Source organism: Erwinia sp. MYb416, assembly GCF_037479575.1.
In the GTDB taxonomy this organism is placed as follows: domain Bacteria; phylum Pseudomonadota; class Gammaproteobacteria; order Enterobacterales; family Enterobacteriaceae; genus Erwinia; species Erwinia rhapontici.
The window spans coordinates 133411-152046 of record NZ_JBBGYT010000437.1 but is presented as its reverse complement, the minus strand read 5'-3'; the positions used below and the strand labels follow the sequence as shown (position 1 = coordinate 152046).

The following is an 18636-nucleotide window of genomic DNA, read 5'->3' as shown; positions in this document are numbered from 1 at the left end:
GCATCAAACCTCGCGCAGACTCTGCGCGGGTTCAATATGGATGGCACGGTAAGCGCCAATACTGGCGACCAGCAGCGCTACCACCGCCGTCAGGGCCATGGCCAGCAGGCTATGCATCGGCGTGATTTTGCACAGCATCTGCCCCGTGGCCTGGCTACCCGCCAGCGCCCGGTTAAAGACCTGGCTGGCAATCAGATAGATGCTGTAGCCACCGACATACGCCAGCAAACTGAGCAGACAGCCCTGTATCATCACGTAGAGGCCGACGGCCGGGCCGGTGAAGCCGAGCAGGCGCAGGACAGCGATATGCTTACGTTTGCGATCGACGTTGGCGATAAAAGAGCCCACCAGCGAGGCGATACAGCCGATCAGGGCCGTCGCGGCGATGGTATTAAAAATCACCCCCAGCACCCGGTTAATGCTTTTCACATTTTCAATATCTGCCAGGCGGCTGGCGGTTTCGATGCGCTGCGCCCGGAGATCGCGCTCAAGACCGGCCACCTGATCAATATCTTTGGCGTACAGTCGGGCGCGGGCATAGCGCGGTGACATGTCGCTGAGGGGGTTGCCGCTGCTGACGCCGAGGGCCGGGGTAGCGAAGCCGTCGCGGAAATATTCCAGCATCAGTAACAGGGTCGGGCGAGTAAAGATGGCCGGGCGATTGAAGTAGGTAGCCGGTAAAATACCCACCACGGTCAGACGCTGACGCCCCCACTCGCGGCGCTCTTCAAACAGGCGGTTCACCCGGAGATCGATCGTCTCCCCGACGCTGACGGCCAGCTTGCGTGCGGCTTCCTGGGTTAACACCACCTCATTGTCATGACGCAGGATAAGACTGCCCAGTAACGGGTCGCCTGACGCAGTGGGGATCACTTCGGCGCTTTCGATAAAATGGGTGCTGTCGGTTTGCAGATCGGCCAGCGTGTTCAGCGAACGCGTCTGCCCGATAGCAAAGCCCACGTCGGGCCGCTGTTGCAACTGTTCGATCCAGGCCTGGTCATAGCTGTTGCTGCTCAACATGCGGATCTCAAGATTACGCGGGTCTTTCGCCAGGTCGTCCTGTAACTGGCTGACAATGCCAAAACGCAGGCCGAACAGCAGCAGCAGAGGGGCTATCACCGCCACCAGCGAAGAAATGATGCAAAAGGAGATGGTGCGGTCGTGCCACAGGTCCTGCAAAGCGAGCCGGGCAAGCAGCGGAGTTCGGTTAAAGGACAAAGCGGGTTTCCCCCTGGACAGGCTCTGATGAATCGGCCGGATTCACGGCTGGGGCATCGGTGCGGGCGATCAGGCAAGGTAAGCCGAAACGTTCGACCAGTGGCCAGTCGTGACACACCACCAGCGCCATCATCCCTTCCTGACGCACCAGCTCAATAAACAGATTAAACAGCTGCTGCGCATTGTGAGGATCCAGCGCGGCGGTGGGTTCATCCGCCAGCACCAGCGCGGGACGATGGACAATGGCCCGGGCAAAGGCGGTTCGCTGTCTTTCACCAAAGGATAACTGCGCCGGATAGCGGGCCAGTAAAGGGCCCAGTTTCAGGGTGTCGATAATCCGGTTCAGCAGGGTTTTGTCGGGCGTTTTGCCCAGCAGCTGGCAGGGCAGGCGGATATTGTCGCGCACGTTCAGATAGGGAAGCAGGCCGCCATTTTGCAAGACGAACCCTAACTGCCGTGCACGCATATCGGCCAGCTCCGCCTGACGATCGCCATTGAGCAAGGCGGCAACATCCCGTTGCCCGCTCGCCTGGCTCAACATAAAACGCCCGATGTGGCTGGGGCGCAGCAATAAGCCGATGGCTTCCAGCAGCGTACTTTTACCACAGCCGCTTTCGCCGGTGACGGCCATCACCTCGCCCGGCCGCAGTGCCAGCTGCGGCAACGAGACACGGTGGGCCTGGCTTCCCTGCCCCCGGACAATACACAGGTCCTCAATGTGCAGCATCAGGGCATCATTTCCAGCGGCACCGGGTAGACGCGATCGCGCGGATCGCTGCCAGCGGCAAGCTCAACCCAGCGATCAACATCGGCGTTATATTTCTGGTAGTGGCGCAGCTTGGCGGACAGCGTACGAATAAATTTCTCCTGCGACAGCCCATCCCAGCTTTTCCATGTCTCTTCGTCCAGATTCAACACGTCGCTGCGATAAGGTAAGTCGGCGAGATATTCGCCCAGCACCCCGAGATCGTTTATTTTGGCATTCTCCTGCTGCTTAAGCTGGTTAGGATCGGCGCCCATAGTGGCGGCGACAGTACGTAAACGCTCAAACATTTTTGCCGGGGAGATCATGCCCTCGTTCGCGGCTTGCAGGATCTGACTGACCACATCGCTTAAATCACTTAGCTGTCCCTTAGTCAGCAGCACCCGCACATCCGTGGTGGGGATATTCTGCTTAATCAGGTCACGGTCGCTGATCCAGGCTTTAAACACCAACGGTGCCTGAGTGCCGTTCTTTTTGCCGAGATAGGCCAGCTGCATTGCATGACCAATCAGCGCCGTATCCTGCAGTAATTTCTGCTCGGGCGTCAGCTTCTTACCATCATCTTTGGCATAGATCGCACTGCCGATGGCTGCATCCCCCATATAGGCGGACTTCACCTGCGCGGTAATGGCAGAGGCCAGGGCATCAATCTGCTGACCAAAGACGGACAGATCGCCGGCATCCACCGTCTGGTACAGGTTGGACTGCGTGCTGTCAAAGTTAGAGAGATCGCGATACTGGCTTTCTGCTTTAGCGTGGTCATCTTTGCCGCTGGCGGTTTTCAGGTGCAGGGTATAGATGGCGATGCCACGATTGCCCGCCTCCAGGCGCAGCTGGCTGGCATCCAGACCGGTACCTGACAGTTTATTGCTGCCCTCAATGGCACCGGCATCGGTGATTAATACCACGTAGCGGGCGCCAAACGGGCTCCAGTCGATGTCGTCGATAGCCGACATCACACCGGCATAGGCATCTTCGTCATACAGCGAACTGGAGACTTTGGCTTCTTTCAGGTCGGCGACCTTTTTCAGGAAGTCCGGGCCATCTTTCACCTGATTGGGATCGGCGAAGATTTTGGTGCTGAATTCCAGGCCCGGCACCGCTTTGGTGTTTGAGCGATAGGACACCAGACCAAATTTCACCTGCTCCCCCAGATTCTCCTGTTTGATTTTATCGTAGATCTTATTCACCGCTTCCCTGGTGCGATCGATATACGGTCCCATTGAAATGGTGGAGTCGATAACAAACACCACCGAGGCGTTGAACCCTTTGATTTTGTTAACGCTCTCTTCTTCTTTGGCGGCGGCGGCGGTGGCGTCGGCTTTACTCACCGAAGCAACGTTCAGCAGGCGGGTATAGAAGCCCTCTTCTGTCATCACCTCTTCACCGCTGAGGATCGGCAGCAGGTAAAACTGCTTTTGCAGATCGACAAATAACGCCGGTTCCTGGGCCTGTACCCCGTCTGCATGGCCGTCACGCTTCAGTTTGGCACGCAGCGGTGCAACCAGAGAAACCGGGTCTGCTGCGGAGAGAATATCGTCCAGATTTTTTCGCTCTTTGAAAAACAGCAGGCGGTCGCGGTTGGCCGGATTGGTGAAGGCCAGGGTCAGCTGCATTTTCCAGTCAACGGTGCAGGCCTGGGGTAACCAGCCGATTTTTTTGCCGTAGCTGTCGGGCCCGACTTCGATCCAGCTTGCGCCCTTCACCTCTGTTTTTTGGTAAACGTACAGACTGCTGAAGGCGGGCTGTATCGTGCCTTTCGCTTCGCCAGCAGCGTTGCTCAGAGTGCAACCCGGCGTGGTGAGTACTCGCTGAAATAAGGTTTTTTTCCCTTCCTGCAGCAGCGGTTTATCGCCATCAGCGGCCAGCGCATGGCTGGACAGCAGCAGGGCGCACAGCGGCAGCGCCAGACGCAACATCGGGGAAGGGATCATTTTTCCAGCTCCTCAAGGCGTTGTTTGACCTGTTTATTGTCCGGTTCAGCCTGCAGTGCGGTCTCGTACCAGTAGGCTGCCGTGTCTTTATCCGCCGTTTTGAAGCACTCGCCCGGCTGATGGGATTCAGGATCGTATTCACGGGCGTAAGCGATGGCGATCTTACTGTCACCCCCCTGTGCGCGGTTGGCATACAAACGCTGTGCCACGCCGCATTTCTTCGCCTCTTTGGCGGCCTGAATAATGGTCAGTAACGCCTCGCTGTCGAGCTTCTGCTCAACACAGCCCTGCACGAAATCGAGCTCTTTCTGACTATTCAGGTTAGCAACGGTACAGGTGCTGGCAGCGGTGGTCTCTGCCGTTTTTTCTGCGCCTGCCGCAGGTGCCGAAGAGGGTTCCGTCGTGGCGGACGCTGGCGGCACCGCGGCGGCGGACGTGGCTTCCTGTTGCGCATCGGCAGCAGCAGGGGTGGCAGTATCGCGCCCCAGGAACCACCAGAGCCCGGCGGCGATCAGCAGCAGGGCCAGCACGGCACCGGCGATAATGGCGATCAGCGGTACACGGGATGGCGTGCTTTTCCCTTTGGGTTTATCCGCGGCAGACACGGCAACCGTGGGCGCAGGCTGGACAACGGGCGGGGCAACCGGGGCGGCTACCGGCGGGGACACCGGTTCCGGCGTGGGCAGCACGCTGCTGCTGCTGTAGTTGCCGGTCTGGCCACGCGCCTCCGACGAGAACAGCTCATCGCGCGCCAGCTGGAGCGTGGTGTTACGCACTTCACCTGAGGCCAGTTTGACCTGGATTTGCACCTGGCTGGCATTGGCCAGCAGTGGGTCAAGGATCGTTGGGCCAAGACGAAAACCACTGCCGCCTGCCAGCGCATAGCCGCCAGCGACGGTAAACCAGTGTTGTGCCGCCCCCCATCTGCCATCAGGTTGCAGGTAATCCTGCTCGTTGTTGCAAAGAATAAAGGTCAGATCAGACAGGATGGCCTGCTCGCCGCGCAGGCGCACCATCAGTTGTGCCGTACCCGGCGCTGCCGGTTGGCAGGCAAAGATTTTAGCTAGCATGGGGTGTTCTCTTGTTTCAACTGGCGGATAATCTGACCCAGCTGCTGGTTATGTTCGAAGGAGATATCGCGCGTGGCGCTGTGGCCGGCGTTGTCCAGAATGACGGTCATCAAGGCCGATAACCAGTCACCCATCCAGGCCACACCGGGCTGCGGTGCCACGGCTGCCAACTGAGGTAACGCATCGCCTGTCAGCGGTGTCTGACGCGCAAACACTTTCTTTTTCTCACCCACATAGCTGTTGGGCACCTGTTCTTCCGGCAGAGAGAGATAGCCGAACCAGGCAATAAAATCACGCATCGCCAGCTGGGTACGCAGCACCTGACGCGCCCTCAGCTGGTCATGATGGGTATCTGCCTGCTCCTGACCCGCCAGCGCCTGTTTCAGGGTGCCCTCCAGATCGAGGCGAGTGGCGGCCGCAATCAACTCTTCAGTGAGCAGATTCATCAGCTCGCTGTTCAGGCCGAGGGCGGACCAGTGGGCCGTTTGCTGCGGTAACTCCCTCAGATGAGCCACCCAGGCTTTGAAGGCCTGATGGGCGAACTCGTCCTCCTGGCTCACCCTTACAGACGCAGGCGCGGTGTCGGCAACGGCGGCCACCTCCGCCGTCACTGAACCGGAGAAGGGATCGCTGGCAAACGGATTGCTGCCAAACGGATTATCGCCAAACGGATTGCTCGCCAGCACCTGAACGGGGCGCGGGTCACCGGCCGCCGCGGATACCTGATCCTCATGGCGAATACTCAGATAGATGTTGTTGAGTTCAGGCGTGGGAAGTTCCAGGCGACTGATCATTTCACCGATGCTGTGCGCACTGGCGGATAACCCCTGCCACAGATCTTTGGCAATCGCCTGTTTCTTCGCCCGCTGATCTTCGCCACCCTGTTCATACCAGCGGCCAAGCTGTTGATCGCCGGTTTCATGGCGGCACTGCACTAACTGCTGATGCAGGCGCTTCAGTTTGAAATCCAGATGAGCAACGCGGCGCAGGGCTTCGGTGAGGCGACGCATCCCGCCATCGTTCAGCGTCAGCATCGCCTTCCATGCATCCTGCGGTTCGGCCAGATATTTCCGCACCAGCTCGCCATCGATAAAGGTATTGCCCATTCTGTCGAGCACCTCGTGATAGCGTTCAGCCAGGGACACTTCTTTAAGTACCTCCTGACCGGGTTCACGCACCAGGTCCAGGAAGGGATTATCAATCCCCGGTTTACGCACCAGGAAGACATTCTGGAACGGTTTCCCTGGCATCCACTCCTGGAGCCATTCGTAATGAGCAAAACGCTCGCGCAGGGTGATATGCAACATATCTTCCCAGCCCATTTTTAGCTGAGTGTCAGTATGTTCCAGGCTGTCGCTGATGCGTTTGTCACACATCGTGATGGCCCAGAACAGACCCGGGGCGCCGCTGCGTTCACCCGCCTTACCCTGAGTTTTTTCAACCCACCGGTTTAACACCGGGCCGACATCGGCCACGTCGCTCTGCTTGGCGGCACTGGCGCACACCACCAGCGCATTCATCTCCTGGTTATCGGTGTAGCGCTCGAAAAGATAGGCCACTTTACCGCGCAGCAGTAACTGCGAGATGGGGTTGAGCCCGCCCTGACCGGCATCTTCCAGCTTGTCAATTTTGAGGCGTCCGCGGTAACCCGGGAAATCAAGCAAATCGACCTGCTCCACAATGCTGTCCTGCGGGACTTCCGCCAGCGGGAAAATCAGCTCCGCGGTGAGCGCGGTCAGTTCGGCTTGTGACAAAGAGGCGCTGACGGATTGTTGATCGTCGTTCCAGTAACGGATATCAACATTGCGATCCTGATGGGAACCGAGGCGATTCAGGCTATCGACGTTCATGATGCTGCCGCTACTGTGATCGGTCAGCGTCTCCAGCGGCGCAAACACCATTCTGGCATGGTTTATTTTCACCAGCACCCTGGCCAGTGAACGATAGGTTTCCGTCAGTGCGCTCTGTTTACCCCACAGCAGAGAGAACAATTCTGCACGTTCTTCCGGACGCAGCCCAGGGGCTATTTTCAGTACCTGCGGCCAGTAAACCGATCTGAGTTTTCCCACGGATCTTTTGAACGATGTATCAAGGTAGTCCCATAAAGACACCACATCTTCGCTGCTGACGCCGGCGCAGATTTCACGCTGTTCGGCACGAAGCAGGAAGGGACGCAGGTGTTCTTCAATGTGGCTTTCATCGAGTTCATCGCCCAGTTGCTCCTGATTAAAGTCGTTAAACCAGGTGTTCGTCAGGATTTTGGCAATATCGATTTCGCTAAACAGACGCAGCGGGACAGGGTAACCCGCAGGTGCTTCTGGTGCCTGTCTGGTAAAGCGCGTGACCAGGCCCGTGGCCTCCTTACCCCCCCCAACCGGGTTGACCTCTTTAATAAAGTCGACTCGTCGGTCGCCATAGGCCGCTTTCAGGCTGCCGTGGCTGCCCGCTGCCAGCGCTGAGATCAGGTAGGACTTGCCCGCCTGAGAAATGCCGAAAAAACCCACCGTCATCGGCGTCGAGGCGACATGTTGCAGATTGTTGGCCAGATTGCGGGTACGCAGCAAACTGAGGTTGAGTTTGTCCGCCTCGTTATCCAGGCGGCGCGAGCCGACACGCACGGTTTCTACCCAGCCGCGTGCATCCTGACAGCTCCGGGCGATCGCTGCCCAACCTTGGGTAAGAGATTCTGGTTCGCTGTTCATTATTTTTTCACACTCCCGCTATCGAGCCAGTGCCGGCTGTCAATGAGCCCGGTATCGGGCATGGTATTCAGTTCCAGTTCTAAATCCCCTTTGCTAAAGGATTTATCGGTGTTGCTGCTGACATCTGCGATGGTCAGGCGATCGCTGATCAGCCCTAACTGGCGCGCGCGTTTGCCTTTATCCACGGTCAGCCGCACCCTGAGATAAGGGGAGCCGCTGTCACTCGACTGCGCCGTGGAGAATTTTTGACGGCCCTTTTCGTTGAAACGCAGGGTGTAGAGCGGAGCGGCAGACCAGCGTTCGGCATCCAGCTGGCGATATCCCAGCCGCAGATCGCCACGCATCACGATGCTTTGCATTGCGCCCTCGCCCTCTTCGCTGCGTTCTCCCGGCAGGGTGATCTGGCCGTTCTCTGACTGGATATGGCGGTAGACCACATCGGCATCACGCAGCAGGTTATCCATATCGATAATGCCAATATGGCGAATGGTCGAGTAAGGCTTCAGCGCCGAGACACGGAAATGGAAGTTAGGAATACTGTGATTGGCGCACAGCTGTGCCAGCATGGCGCCGACCGAGGCGGTGCTCTTCGGATCGTCGATATAGCCATTTTTGTGGAACGGATACCAGGTGCCGGTCTGGTAGCCATGCAGTGGCAGAATGCGTCCCGGCGGTAACGGCAGATTGCGACGAATGATCGCCTGGATGCCCGGTAACTGCGAAGGCCGCCCCGTCAGCAGCAGCATGTCGCAGTGATAGCAGGACAACACTTCGCACAGGGCCGTGAGCACCTTATCAATGTTGAACTTGCCCGAGCACAGATCGTTATGCACCTTCACCAGCGACAGGTTGAGGGTGATATCCACCAGCCTGAAATCATTCGGGCCACCCGCTTTTTGCACTTCGCGACGCACAAAGCCATCGACTTCGTCACGAATACTGCCAGCAGGCAGTAACTCACTCACCTTGCGGTTGATCAGCAGGTGGGTTTGCTCATCCAGCGGATCAAAGTGCTCGTAGCTGCTCAGAATATGCAGCGCCAGTGGCACAAACAGCTGCAGGCTGAGTTGCTGACGCAGTACGGCTTCAGCAGCACTGATATTTTGTGATCCGCACAGCTGCGACATCAGCGTTTCAACCGTGACTACTCCGGCATCACGCAGCGCCAGCTCGAAGGCGGGCAACACATAGGCCTGGATCACATCCAGCAAAATGTCGTCACCGGCGGTTTTGAAGCTGTCACGAAAACGCTGATGGGGAATGATATGTGCGTTAGCGCCGCTGCCTTCCAGGCCATTGCGATCCAGACGGTAGTCGGTGATCACCAGGTCCGTGGTTCCACCTCCGATATCGAGGGATGCCAGCGTGATGGTTTCACGATCTTTGCGGTCCGGGCGGCCAAGGGTATTGAAGAACACCTCCGGGTGGCCGGCAAAGTTCTGATTGATCTCGGTGTACAAATACACCAGCTGCGCACAGGAGGCCTCGTCCCATTCCACGCGAATTTTTGGTAAGGGGATACGGATATTCCCCTGGGTGGATAACTCCTGTTCATCCAGATACGGGTCATTCTCGCCGTTGTGCCAGCGCAGCGATTTCCACACTAACCCCACCGCCTGACGCATGCGGTCATCCAGGATACAGCGTTCAGCCATCGGCAGGCCTGGCGGCACCGTCAGAATGATATGACGGAGCTGGCGAGGAATACCGGCGTGGCCCTGACGGGTACGCTGTTCCACGCTGTTAATCTGGCTGATGGCCTGGGTCAGCACTTCCGACAGCATAAAGGTCATCAGCGAGCTGCGTGAATAGCGCGGTGTGAAGACCGGAATGCGATCCATCTCATCTTCAATGGTGTGCAGCGCCTCGCCTTTTTCGTCGATGAGGTTGGCAAAGGGGGCCGCGGTCGCCAGCGGGTTGGTGTCCTGCACGTAGCTGCCGTTGAAACGCCAGCCCTGGCCATAAAACTTCTCATCCCACAGGTAGCGCTTAGGGCTGGACAGACCGGTGGAGCCTTCACTGCCGCGGCGGCGTGCCGCTAAACGTGTGGCTTCCCCGCCGATGCGGGCGATGGTCGGCCACTGGAACGCGTCATGTCGGCCGCTGCGCACAGAGCAATGGTCTTTGCCGAAAAAGGCCTGAGAGAACTCCACCCGGCTTTCAAAGGGATCGGTGTAGATGTGCTCAGGATTGCTGAGATCGCGCAGTTTCAGCACATAGTTGTGCATCAGACCGGAACCTGACTGGCCATGATCTTCAATCAGGATCCCGCAGGTGCGTGAGTTACCGACGTCGAGGATCAGATCCACCGGGATCGGTTTAATGGCATTGGTTTCGCGATTGGCGATCATGCGGAACTGCGGCAGTTCGATGGCAGGCGCGGTCTGGGTTTGCAGCCCTTCCACCGGAATGGCCATCAGTGACAGCAGGTTAAGGTAGTGCGCCAGAGGATAGTGCTGCGCCAGCTCCTGCTCCTGTTCATCCAGGTCACGGCCTTTGCTGCTCTCTTTGAACACCTCTTTCAGCCAGTCTTTGACCCAGTCCTGCGTCAGATACCAGTTGAGCGCATAGGTGGCGGTTGCCACGGCAAAGGTCGCACCGGCGTTGACGTCTTCCTGATTAGGACTGAGGTCGGCTGCCGACTGCTGCCGGGCCATGATGCGGGTATCCATCGCCAGCGTCATGCGGTGAGTGTGGCCATCCATGTCCGGTTCCGGCAGTTTGACCAGACGAAAACGCGCCCAGTTCAGCGGCCCTTCCTGATAGACATTCGGCGGGCTGAAACGGAACAGGGGCAGCGGTAACCAGACGCTGTCCAGTAGCGCCAGGCTGGCATCCACCGGAATATCGTACTGGCTTTTGGCCTTCTCAATCGCGTCAGGCGTCGGTTGATAGAAATAGTAATCGCGCTGCTCGTTGTAAATCAGACGCGTGAGCACACCATTGGCTAATTTAACAAACTCCCCCGCAGGCAGACGTTTTGGCGTCAGGCCGAAATCCATAAACTGGATACCGGAGTCGCCGACCAGGGTGATTTGACGATCAAAAGAAACAATCTCAGGCAACATAATTTAATCCGTCCCTGTTCAGGTATTGGGTTGAAGCATACGAATAGGGAAGGTTTTTTCCCCGTCGTTGCTGCCGACACACTCGGCGTGATCGGCGGCAGGCGATTTGCAGGCGATGACGGGCGCAATAAAGTCTGAACCGTCGCTACATTTCATCTGCTCTGGGTTAGTAATGCTGAGCGCCCCCTGCTGCACGTCGCCCCTGGCGGGGCCCTGGCAGGTGACACCGCTCGACTGGCGCACGCTGACGGTGCCCTCACCTTGCTTAAAGTTGTATTGCAACTGCAGCGGGCGGCCCGTGAGTTTGTCCTGGATACCGCCGTTTACCCGCCACTGGCCGTTGAGAAACTGTGCCGGACCATTAGGCAGGGTCGGCGGGATTGCCAGCGGTTTGCCCGCAGGCGGGATCACCGGCGGGACGGTATTGGGTGCCACTGCGGGCGCTTCAGCACCCGGCTCTGGCGGCGTGGTGGGCGTGGCCTCTGGATTCGCTGCAGCTTCCGGCGTCAGTGCGGGCTGAACCGGATCCGTCGTGGCTGCGGGCTCCGTAGCCTGCGCATCGTCTGCCGCGGGTGGCGTGTCGCTGGCGAGGGGTTGTGGTGCTTCCGTCGCTGACGGAACGCCCCCCACGTCCTGAGCGCTGCCCGGCAGGCTGGCGCCAGGCGCGCCTGCGACGGCACCGTTTTGCCCTGCGACATTCGGCAATTTCAGGTCCGGCATGGCCGGCATTTCCGGCAGCTTCACGTCGGGCACCTGAGGATGGCCCTCATTGTTGACCGACAGCGCGGGGGGTTTATTCCCCGGGAAACCCGGCAGGCCCGGCAATGACAGTGTAGGAACGCAACCACGCAGCAGGCCAAACAGCAGGGCCAGTAACAGCAGCCCCAGCAGCGCCCAGAGTAACCAGCGCCAGTTCCAGCGGCGGCCACGTGTGACCGTCTCCACCACTGGCGGGCTGGCCACGGTAGCGGCCGCACGCGGCGGCGTAGTGCCAGGGATCATCGCCGCCGACGGCGCAGGCACCGATGCAGGTTCCAGCCAGTGCAGGGGGCTGCGCGTTTCACCACCGGGATGAACAAAGCCCCAGAAGGTGATCACCAGCACGCCGTTGACCAGATAGACAAAATCATAATCGGGGAAATGGCTGACTGATTTCAGCAGCTGAGCAAAGACCCGGCGATCGCCACCGGCACCGCTGTTCTCAGCGTTAAGCAGCTGTTCACTGAGTGCCTGTACCGCGATCTGGAATTCGCTGAACTGCTGACGCGCGGAGGCGCGCTCCGTTTCACTGGCGCTGCTCCACGGAATAATGTCGCCAGGAAAGCTGCTGTACCAGTCGGTGCGATCGCCCCCCTGATCGTTATGCGGGACGGCAAGGTGACGGGCCAGGTCACGTCCGGCATCAAGACGGTAGATCGCTTCGCGTAGCTGAAATGCCATCTTGAACACGGGGTAGCCCGTTTCACCCAGCGCCTTAAATGAGGAGTTATGTCCGGTACGTAGCAGTGGTCCCTGAATCGCATTTCGCATTGTCTAAACCTTGTCACGCTGTGAATGAACGAACGTTATAATGAATGTGGCTAGTTTTTGCTCGCACCCGGCTTCCATTTAAATCCCCAGCCGTAATACTTATCCATCGGCTCCCGATCGCGGAAGAAGCGGTTAAGGCGTTCCACTTTTATCTCGCCATCGACGTTTTTTAATCGGGCGATCGCCGCAACATTATTGCGCTGACTGCCCTCCTTCAGGGTGGTGCTGATCGGCGCCTGGCCCGGTACATGCACCGTGATCGTCGCATCGGTGCCCTGCCAGTTACTGGCTCCGCCAAAAATGAAGCTGTAAATCAGTACCTCATCAATCTCCGCCCAGCGGCTGCCGTTGATGAAGAGCCACTCACCGTCCTGGTTGTTACCGTTACGCAAATCTTCTTTCAACTGGATGTAAGGCGGTTTTTCATAGTCGCCCGCAGCGTGGCTGAGGGCTTCCACCCCGCTGATGTCGCCATTTTTAAAGCGGACAAACGCGGCGATATCCAGGTCGATAGGCTGCTGCTGCTGGCCCTGTTTCCAGGTCAGGTTGATTTTGATGCGCCCGAAATCCTTGCGTTTCGCAAGGTTAATACTGGGGTTATCCTGCGTCAGTTCAGTACTGGCGGGTGGCGTGGGGGCAACGGCAGCGGGGGTTTCACGCGGTGCCGGCACCACGGGATCGGGGTGGGCACGATGGTGATACCACCACCAGGCGAGGGCGAGCAGTAACAGTAAAAGCAACAACAGCAATAGCCAGGGCAGCGCGCGTCGCCACCACGGCACCACCACCACCGGGGGCGGGGCCTCCGGTGCCACAATGACCCAGTTCACCAGAACCGGTTCATCGCCGACCGCATAGCAGTCCAGCTGCTGTGAATGGACGAGTAACTGCTGCAACGCCTGAGCGGGTTGCTCCTCGCCACGGGCGGTCAGCTGCTCAATCAGCCCGGCCAGTATTCCACGGTAATTCTGGAGCTTGCTGTGGAGCGCCTGCTGTTCCGCTTCATTCAGTGCCGACAATGGCCGGGCAACGCCCTGGCGGTCGGTCCACCACTCCAGATGCCCGGCAGGATCGCGCCGGGCGGTGGCAAACACCAGCGCAAGAGACGGAGGGAGATAGCGCTGGATAATCGCAACCGTCTCCTCATAGGTGGCCAGAGTAGAATCATTAATCGGCGCTGCACGTGTTAATCGTTGCATTACACAGGGTCGTCTTGTGGTTATCGTTGGCATCCGCCGCCGGTTCGCGGCGGATCAGCATATCGTCACATCAAAGGGCGCGTTACTGCAGCGTGTTCGCCTGCTCCAGTGCTTCCACCCTTTTCCTGGCGTCGGCCACTTTTTTCTCAATAGCGGCAACGTCGCTGGCGCTGGTGGCCTGCTGCGCTTGCTGTTGCAGTGCCTGCAACTGTTTAATCTCTTTCTGGCTGGCTTTGCTTTTGACGTTGTCGGATTTAAGGCGTTTCATTGTCTGCGCCAGATCGGTACGCGCTGCCTGCAGTCGCACCTGTTCATTGCTCAGCTGTTGATCCGTGACCTGCTGCCGGTTCTGGGTATTGGCCAGATCCTGTTTGGCGCGCTGATTTTCCCACTGACTGAGCTGGACCTTCTGCTCTTCTTCACTGACTTTCTGCCGATAGCCACCGGAGGTGGTGCAGCTCAATTTCGTCAGGAAGCTGGGATCTTGCGCCTGCAGGTCGCAGTCCTGAGGAGAGGTGGCACAACCGGTAAGCAATACTGAAGCGAGTAATACATATTTTCTCATGAAATGTTCCATGAAATGAGGAAAACAAATAAGGTTTTAAGGCCAGTGACAGGTGTGAAAAGGGGCTGACAGTTCTGTCAGCCCCTCTGCATTAACCCAGTGAAATAGCCTGGCGCTGACTGTAAAGACCGTTCGCTTCTGATTCCAGAGCGGCGATTTTGCTATTAAGCTGGGTATATTATTTATTTAATGCGGTCAGATTGGTTTTATCTGTTTTATTCGTCGTTGATTGTCCCTGCAGGGCGACTTTATAAGCAGCATCTTTGTCTTTCATGACTTTAATCTGGCTTTTCATTTCTTTGATATTGGCATCAATCTGATCCAGCTGCTTATTGGCGCTGGCTTTATCAAAACCGGCTTTATCTTTCTGGATGCTGATTTGGGTCAGAGTTGCCTGGTTGTCACTGATGACCTGTTTCATCGCCGTAGAGGTTTTCTCTACCGCCGTTGTATCTTTGCGGATGTCGGTGCCCATTGCCTGCAGGCGAGCAGCAGTGGTGGCGTAATCTTTTTTCAGGCTATCCAGGTAGTAGTTAGCCGTCATCCCCACCGCACAACCCGCGGCGCCCCCAATGGCAGCACCGACCAGCGCTTTTTTACCGTTACCGGCCAGCGCGCCAATACCCGCGCCCGCCAGAGCACCCGTTAAGGCACCCACTCCACAACCCTGTGCGCCCGATGCACTAAAGAACTTAGCCTGCTCACCGCTGGTCAGTCGCGGGTCGGCTTTTGTACCGGACAACAGAGAACTGCCGGTATTGGCACAGCCGCTCAGAAGCAGAGTGGCAGAAACAAGTAAACAGGTTGCGCTACGGCTAAAAATCTTCATCAGTGTTTCATCCTTAAATAATGGACGGGCTGTGTGTGTGACCCGTTAATTTCATTTTTGTGAAAATTTGTCTTAAGAAGAGATATTCTTTCAGGATTATCGCGCAACGGAAGAGGTGTTATCGCGGGATAACATCTGGCGGCCAGCAGAGAGGATTAAATAATCTCATCGGGGGGCACAAGTGCTCGACATCCTGATTCTGGTTATTTTTTGTACATAAGATTATTCGTAAATTTTTTTATGTTTTTATACATTGTTTCATGAATAAATGTAATCAAATTTGAACCTGACCGTTCAGGCTTTCTTCTACGAATGGAGGAGAGGGGCTTTTAGGGGGGCGGGACCGCCTGAGGGGCGCAAGCACTCGGTCAGACGATACGCTTCAGGATTTTCTCTAATACCGCTTGCTCATCATCTCTGCACAAATACTCCGTGACCTCCCGCGCCCAGCCTTCGCCATCACCGAGCACGGCACGACTGTACGCAGGGGCATAGAGATCGTGGCTGTCATACAGATTAATCAGCGTTTGATTCACGCCATCAAGATTCACAGCGGGGTTCTTTTGCTGCTGGGCAGCCAGCGCACGCACGATCTTTTCCTGATGCGCCGGGTCCGTCGGGAAGGTTCTTTCCCCCAGTTCACTGAGCACCAGAAACGGCGGCGGCATGCCCTCTTCGATGGCGGCCTGTAAACGGTAGTGACCATCCAGAATAACGAATGAACCCAGCCCGGCAATGAAGCGCACCAGTACCGGCGGCAGCGCCCCTTCCCGGCTCTTCTTGCGCCACCATTTCAGGCGTCCTGCGTGCGGTTGAAGGGCGTAACGGGCCAGCAGCGGGGTACCATTCCACCACCAGTCAACCTGCGAGACGCGCGTCGGGGCCATCAGATTCGGGATATCTTCCGCGAAGAGTGACCAGCTAAAACCGATATTCCCGCTGCGGGCAGGGGCGTGAAAACGCCAGCTTTCCACCGGAGACGTTTGCTGAAGGGAATAAGGTGCGACGGGGGCGGTGGGTAACATCGGACGCAACAGCCAGCGGCCCGCGGATAACAGTGGAACGTCAGGCGTCAGCAAATGGCGGGCAAAATAGCGGCACCATTCGCCCATCCACGCCTCTGGCCCGGAGCGACGAATCGACTCCAGCGCCAGCGAAGTAATGGGCGGTAATAACGCATATGGATCAGGATGCTCAGCGTTAAACACCCGCCACAGGCCGGAATGGTCTTTTAGCATCGAAGCCCAGAACAGCGGCGCACCGCGCAGTGATAGCGCCATGCGGCCATGATGCCCGCTGTGCATCTCCAGAATGGGCTGCATGGTGGGTTTCGGGCTCTGTAATTCCAGCCCCAGCCAGGCATGATTGCGGTCGTGCAGGTCCTTCCACCAGTACTGTGACATCCGATGTTCCTTACGCCAGAGAGGGGGAAATTTTAAGGGAGTGAGGGGAAGATGCAAGGGGTGACGATGCATCGTCTATCCGGGGCCTGTTGTTGGTCGGGGTACGCCGGGGAAAGAGTGAGCACACCGCGGGCCAGCCGTTCATTTCTGATAAAAATGTCGACCAGGCGTTCCATTAACGATATTGAACGTTCCTCTTTCCCTTTTGCGGATATCCGTCCCTCGCCAACCCCGAGAGGCTTGCGATTGGGGCCATGGATTGCTGAATAATTCATGAAACAACTGGCCCTGTTGTGTTGGACAATACCGTGTTCCCCAGACAGTACCCTCCCTAAAAGCGCCTGAAATTGCGAAATAAACACGAAGAAACCATCCGTAGTACCGGATAAAACCGGGCTGTAAACGCCACTCTCAGTCCCAGAGATTTTTTAAAATTTTATTCTAAGAATTATCGGAAACTGCCCTGTTAACACTCACACTTATATTTACAGCTCTTAACAATTCTTTTATCATCCGCGCAGTTTGTTTATTAAGCACTTTCATAAAAAAATCAAGAGAAGTCACAGGGATGATGCGCAACACACCGACAGGGACGGCCCGCGGCACAACGCCGTTCATTTTTTCAGCTTTCACGCTTATCGCGCTGATGATCCCCTCTTCCCCGTCTGCCGCCCCGGTCCCTCCACCTGAGCGTCCTGCGGCTGAAAAGAACATGATCGACCGGACGCTTCAGTCCCAGCAGCAGCGGCAAAGAGCGCTGGAAGAAACCCTGACACCGCCCACCCCGGACGTGCGCCGTTCGCCGCCTTCCTCCTCGTTTGGCCGCATTCACTTTGCGCCAGAAACTCCCTGCTTTCAGATAGACCGGGTAAAACTGAGCGGCCAGGAGGCCCTGCCGCACTGGTTGCCGCTGCAGCGCCTCGCCCGTCAGGGTGAAGGCCACTGCCTCGGCGGGAAGGGCATTAATCAGCTGATGAGCACCCTGCAAAATCGCCTGATTGACCACGGCTATGTGACTTCCCGTGTACTGGCCCCGAATCAGGATCTGACCCGTGGAACCTTGTCGCTGGTGATCCTACCCGGCTACGTTCACGAGGTGAAACGGAGCCCCGACAGCGATCGCTGGCTGACCCTCTGGAGCGCTTTCCCGGCTCATGCCGGAAACCTGCTCGACCTGCGTGATATCGAACAGGGGCTGGAAAACCTGCAGCGTCTGCCAACGGTGGAGGCCAATATGGAAGTGGCACCCGGCGAGCTGCCGGGCGAGAGCGATATCGTGGTGCAGTGGCAACAGCGCAAGATGTGGCGCCTGGGGGCCTCGCTGGATGACTCAGGTTCCGTCGCCACCGGGCGTTATCAGGGTGGTGCGACCCTGTCGCTGGATAACCCCTTCTCCCTGAGCGATCTCTTTTATCTTTCCGGCACCCGCAGCCTCAAAACCGGCGACGATAAGGGCAGTAAAAACATCACCGCCCATTATTCGGTGCCTTTTGGCTACTGGATGGCCAGCGCCACGGCCAGCGATTATGACTATCACCAGACGGTGGCGGGCCTGAATCAGGACTATCTCTACAGCGGCAAACGCAAAAACCTCGACGTCCAGCTCAGCCGGGTACTGCACCGCAGCGGCACGCAGAAGACGTCCGTCAGCTGGGACGTGCTGACCAGTGAATCGCGCAACTACATCGCCGATACCGAGGTCGAGGTGCAGCATCGCAAGACCGCCGCCTGGCGGCTGGGGCTGTCCCATCGTCACTATATCGGGCAAAGCACGCTGGATGCGGGCATCAGCTATCAGCGCGGTACCCGCTGGTTTGGGGCCATTCCGGCCCCGGAGGAGTACAACGGCGACGCCACGGCGAAGAGCAAAATCGTCACCCTCAGCGCCGGTCTGGATATCCCCTTTGAGATCGTCGGCGAGTCGTTCCGCTACAACGTGCAGTATCTGCGCCAGATGAGTTCAATGCCCCTGACGCCGCAGGATGAATTCTCCATCGGCGGACGCTGGACGGTGCGCGGCTTCGATGGCGAACGCAACCTGAGCGCCAGCCGTGGCTGGTTCGTGCGCAATGACCTCGCCTGGCAAACGCCGTTGCCGCAACAGGAGTTCTATCTGGGCGCGGATTACGGCGAAGTCGGCGGCACCAGCAGCGCAGGCATGCTGATTGGTCAACATCTGGCAGGCGGCGTTGCCGGCCTGCGCGGCACTGTTTTTAATACCGGGTACGACGCCTTTGCGGGCGTGCCCTTCTCGAGACCTGACGGCTTTAAAACCAGCCCGTACACCCTGGGTTTTAGCCTGAACTGGAGTTACTGAGTCGTCACCTCACGACATAACGGGTTTCCATTGATGAG

Annotated in this window: 12 protein-coding genes; 1 reads left to right on the top strand and 11 read right to left on the bottom strand. The window is 57.7% G+C overall.

The features are described from left to right. Nucleotides 1–3 precede the first annotated feature (3 nt). The 11 genes from WH277_RS08940 to WH277_RS08890 form a co-directional block, all read right to left on the bottom strand. Nucleotides 4–1218 carry an ABC transporter permease gene (locus tag WH277_RS08940; RefSeq protein ID WP_339505315.1) on the bottom strand — a complete coding sequence of 405 codons (1215 nt, stop codon included), beginning with the start codon at nucleotides 1216–1218 and terminating at the stop codon, nucleotides 4–6. Beyond that, complete coding sequence (locus WH277_RS08935; protein WP_159338593.1) at nucleotides 1208–1945, bottom strand: ABC transporter ATP-binding protein; 738 nt, start codon at nucleotides 1943–1945, stop codon at nucleotides 1208–1210. The genes WH277_RS08940 and WH277_RS08935 overlap by 11 nt, the downstream gene beginning before the upstream one ends. After that, nucleotides 1945–3915, bottom strand: coding sequence for a vWA domain-containing protein (locus WH277_RS08930; RefSeq protein WP_133844679.1), 1971 nt, complete (start codon nucleotides 3913–3915; stop codon nucleotides 1945–1947). The genes WH277_RS08935 and WH277_RS08930 overlap by 1 nt, the downstream gene beginning before the upstream one ends. Further along, nucleotides 3912–4985 carry a hypothetical protein gene (locus tag WH277_RS08925; RefSeq protein ID WP_133844681.1) on the bottom strand — a complete coding sequence of 358 codons (1074 nt, stop codon included), beginning with the start codon at nucleotides 4983–4985 and terminating at the stop codon, nucleotides 3912–3914. Before WH277_RS08925 ends, WH277_RS08930 begins: the two co-directional genes overlap by 4 nt. Then, nucleotides 4979–7687, bottom strand: a complete 2709-nt coding sequence (locus WH277_RS08920) for a virulence factor SrfC family protein (RefSeq protein ID WP_339505312.1) — start codon at nucleotides 7685–7687, stop codon at nucleotides 4979–4981. Before WH277_RS08920 ends, WH277_RS08925 begins: the two co-directional genes overlap by 7 nt. Further along, complete coding sequence (locus WH277_RS08915; RefSeq protein WP_133844685.1) at nucleotides 7687–10755, bottom strand: virulence factor SrfB; 3069 nt, start codon at nucleotides 10753–10755, stop codon at nucleotides 7687–7689. The genes WH277_RS08920 and WH277_RS08915 overlap by 1 nt, the downstream gene beginning before the upstream one ends. A gap of 18 nt (nucleotides 10756–10773) precedes the next feature. Then, nucleotides 10774–12285 (bottom strand): SrfA family protein, encoded by a 1512-nt coding sequence (locus tag WH277_RS08910; RefSeq protein ID WP_159338596.1) that lies wholly within the window; start codon nucleotides 12283–12285, stop codon nucleotides 10774–10776. A gap of 50 nt (nucleotides 12286–12335) precedes the next feature. Next, the gene (locus WH277_RS08905) at nucleotides 12336–13484 is read right to left on the bottom strand and encodes a tellurite resistance domain protein (RefSeq protein ID WP_133844689.1); all 1149 of its coding nucleotides are present in this window, start codon (nucleotides 13482–13484) and stop codon (nucleotides 12336–12338) included. An 82-nt stretch (nucleotides 13485–13566) separates the two neighbouring features. Beyond that, complete coding sequence (locus tag WH277_RS08900; RefSeq protein WP_133844691.1) at nucleotides 13567–14049, bottom strand: hypothetical protein; 483 nt, start codon at nucleotides 14047–14049, stop codon at nucleotides 13567–13569. Between the two features lie 178 nt (nucleotides 14050–14227). Next, the gene (locus WH277_RS08895) at nucleotides 14228–14878 is read right to left on the bottom strand and encodes a hypothetical protein (protein ID WP_339505309.1); all 651 of its coding nucleotides are present in this window, start codon (nucleotides 14876–14878) and stop codon (nucleotides 14228–14230) included. A 368-nt stretch (nucleotides 14879–15246) separates the two neighbouring features. Further along, nucleotides 15247–16281 carry a hypothetical protein gene (locus WH277_RS08890; protein ID WP_339505308.1) on the bottom strand — a complete coding sequence of 345 codons (1035 nt, stop codon included), beginning with the start codon at nucleotides 16279–16281 and terminating at the stop codon, nucleotides 15247–15249. Nucleotides 16282–16993: 712 nt separating this feature from the next. On the opposite strand from WH277_RS08890, the gene WH277_RS08885 reads away from it, so the two are divergent. After that, the gene (locus WH277_RS08885) at nucleotides 16994–18598 is read left to right on the top strand and encodes a ShlB/FhaC/HecB family hemolysin secretion/activation protein (protein WP_339505385.1); all 1605 of its coding nucleotides are present in this window, start codon (nucleotides 16994–16996) and stop codon (nucleotides 18596–18598) included. The last annotated feature ends 38 nt before the right edge of the window (nucleotides 18599–18636 follow it).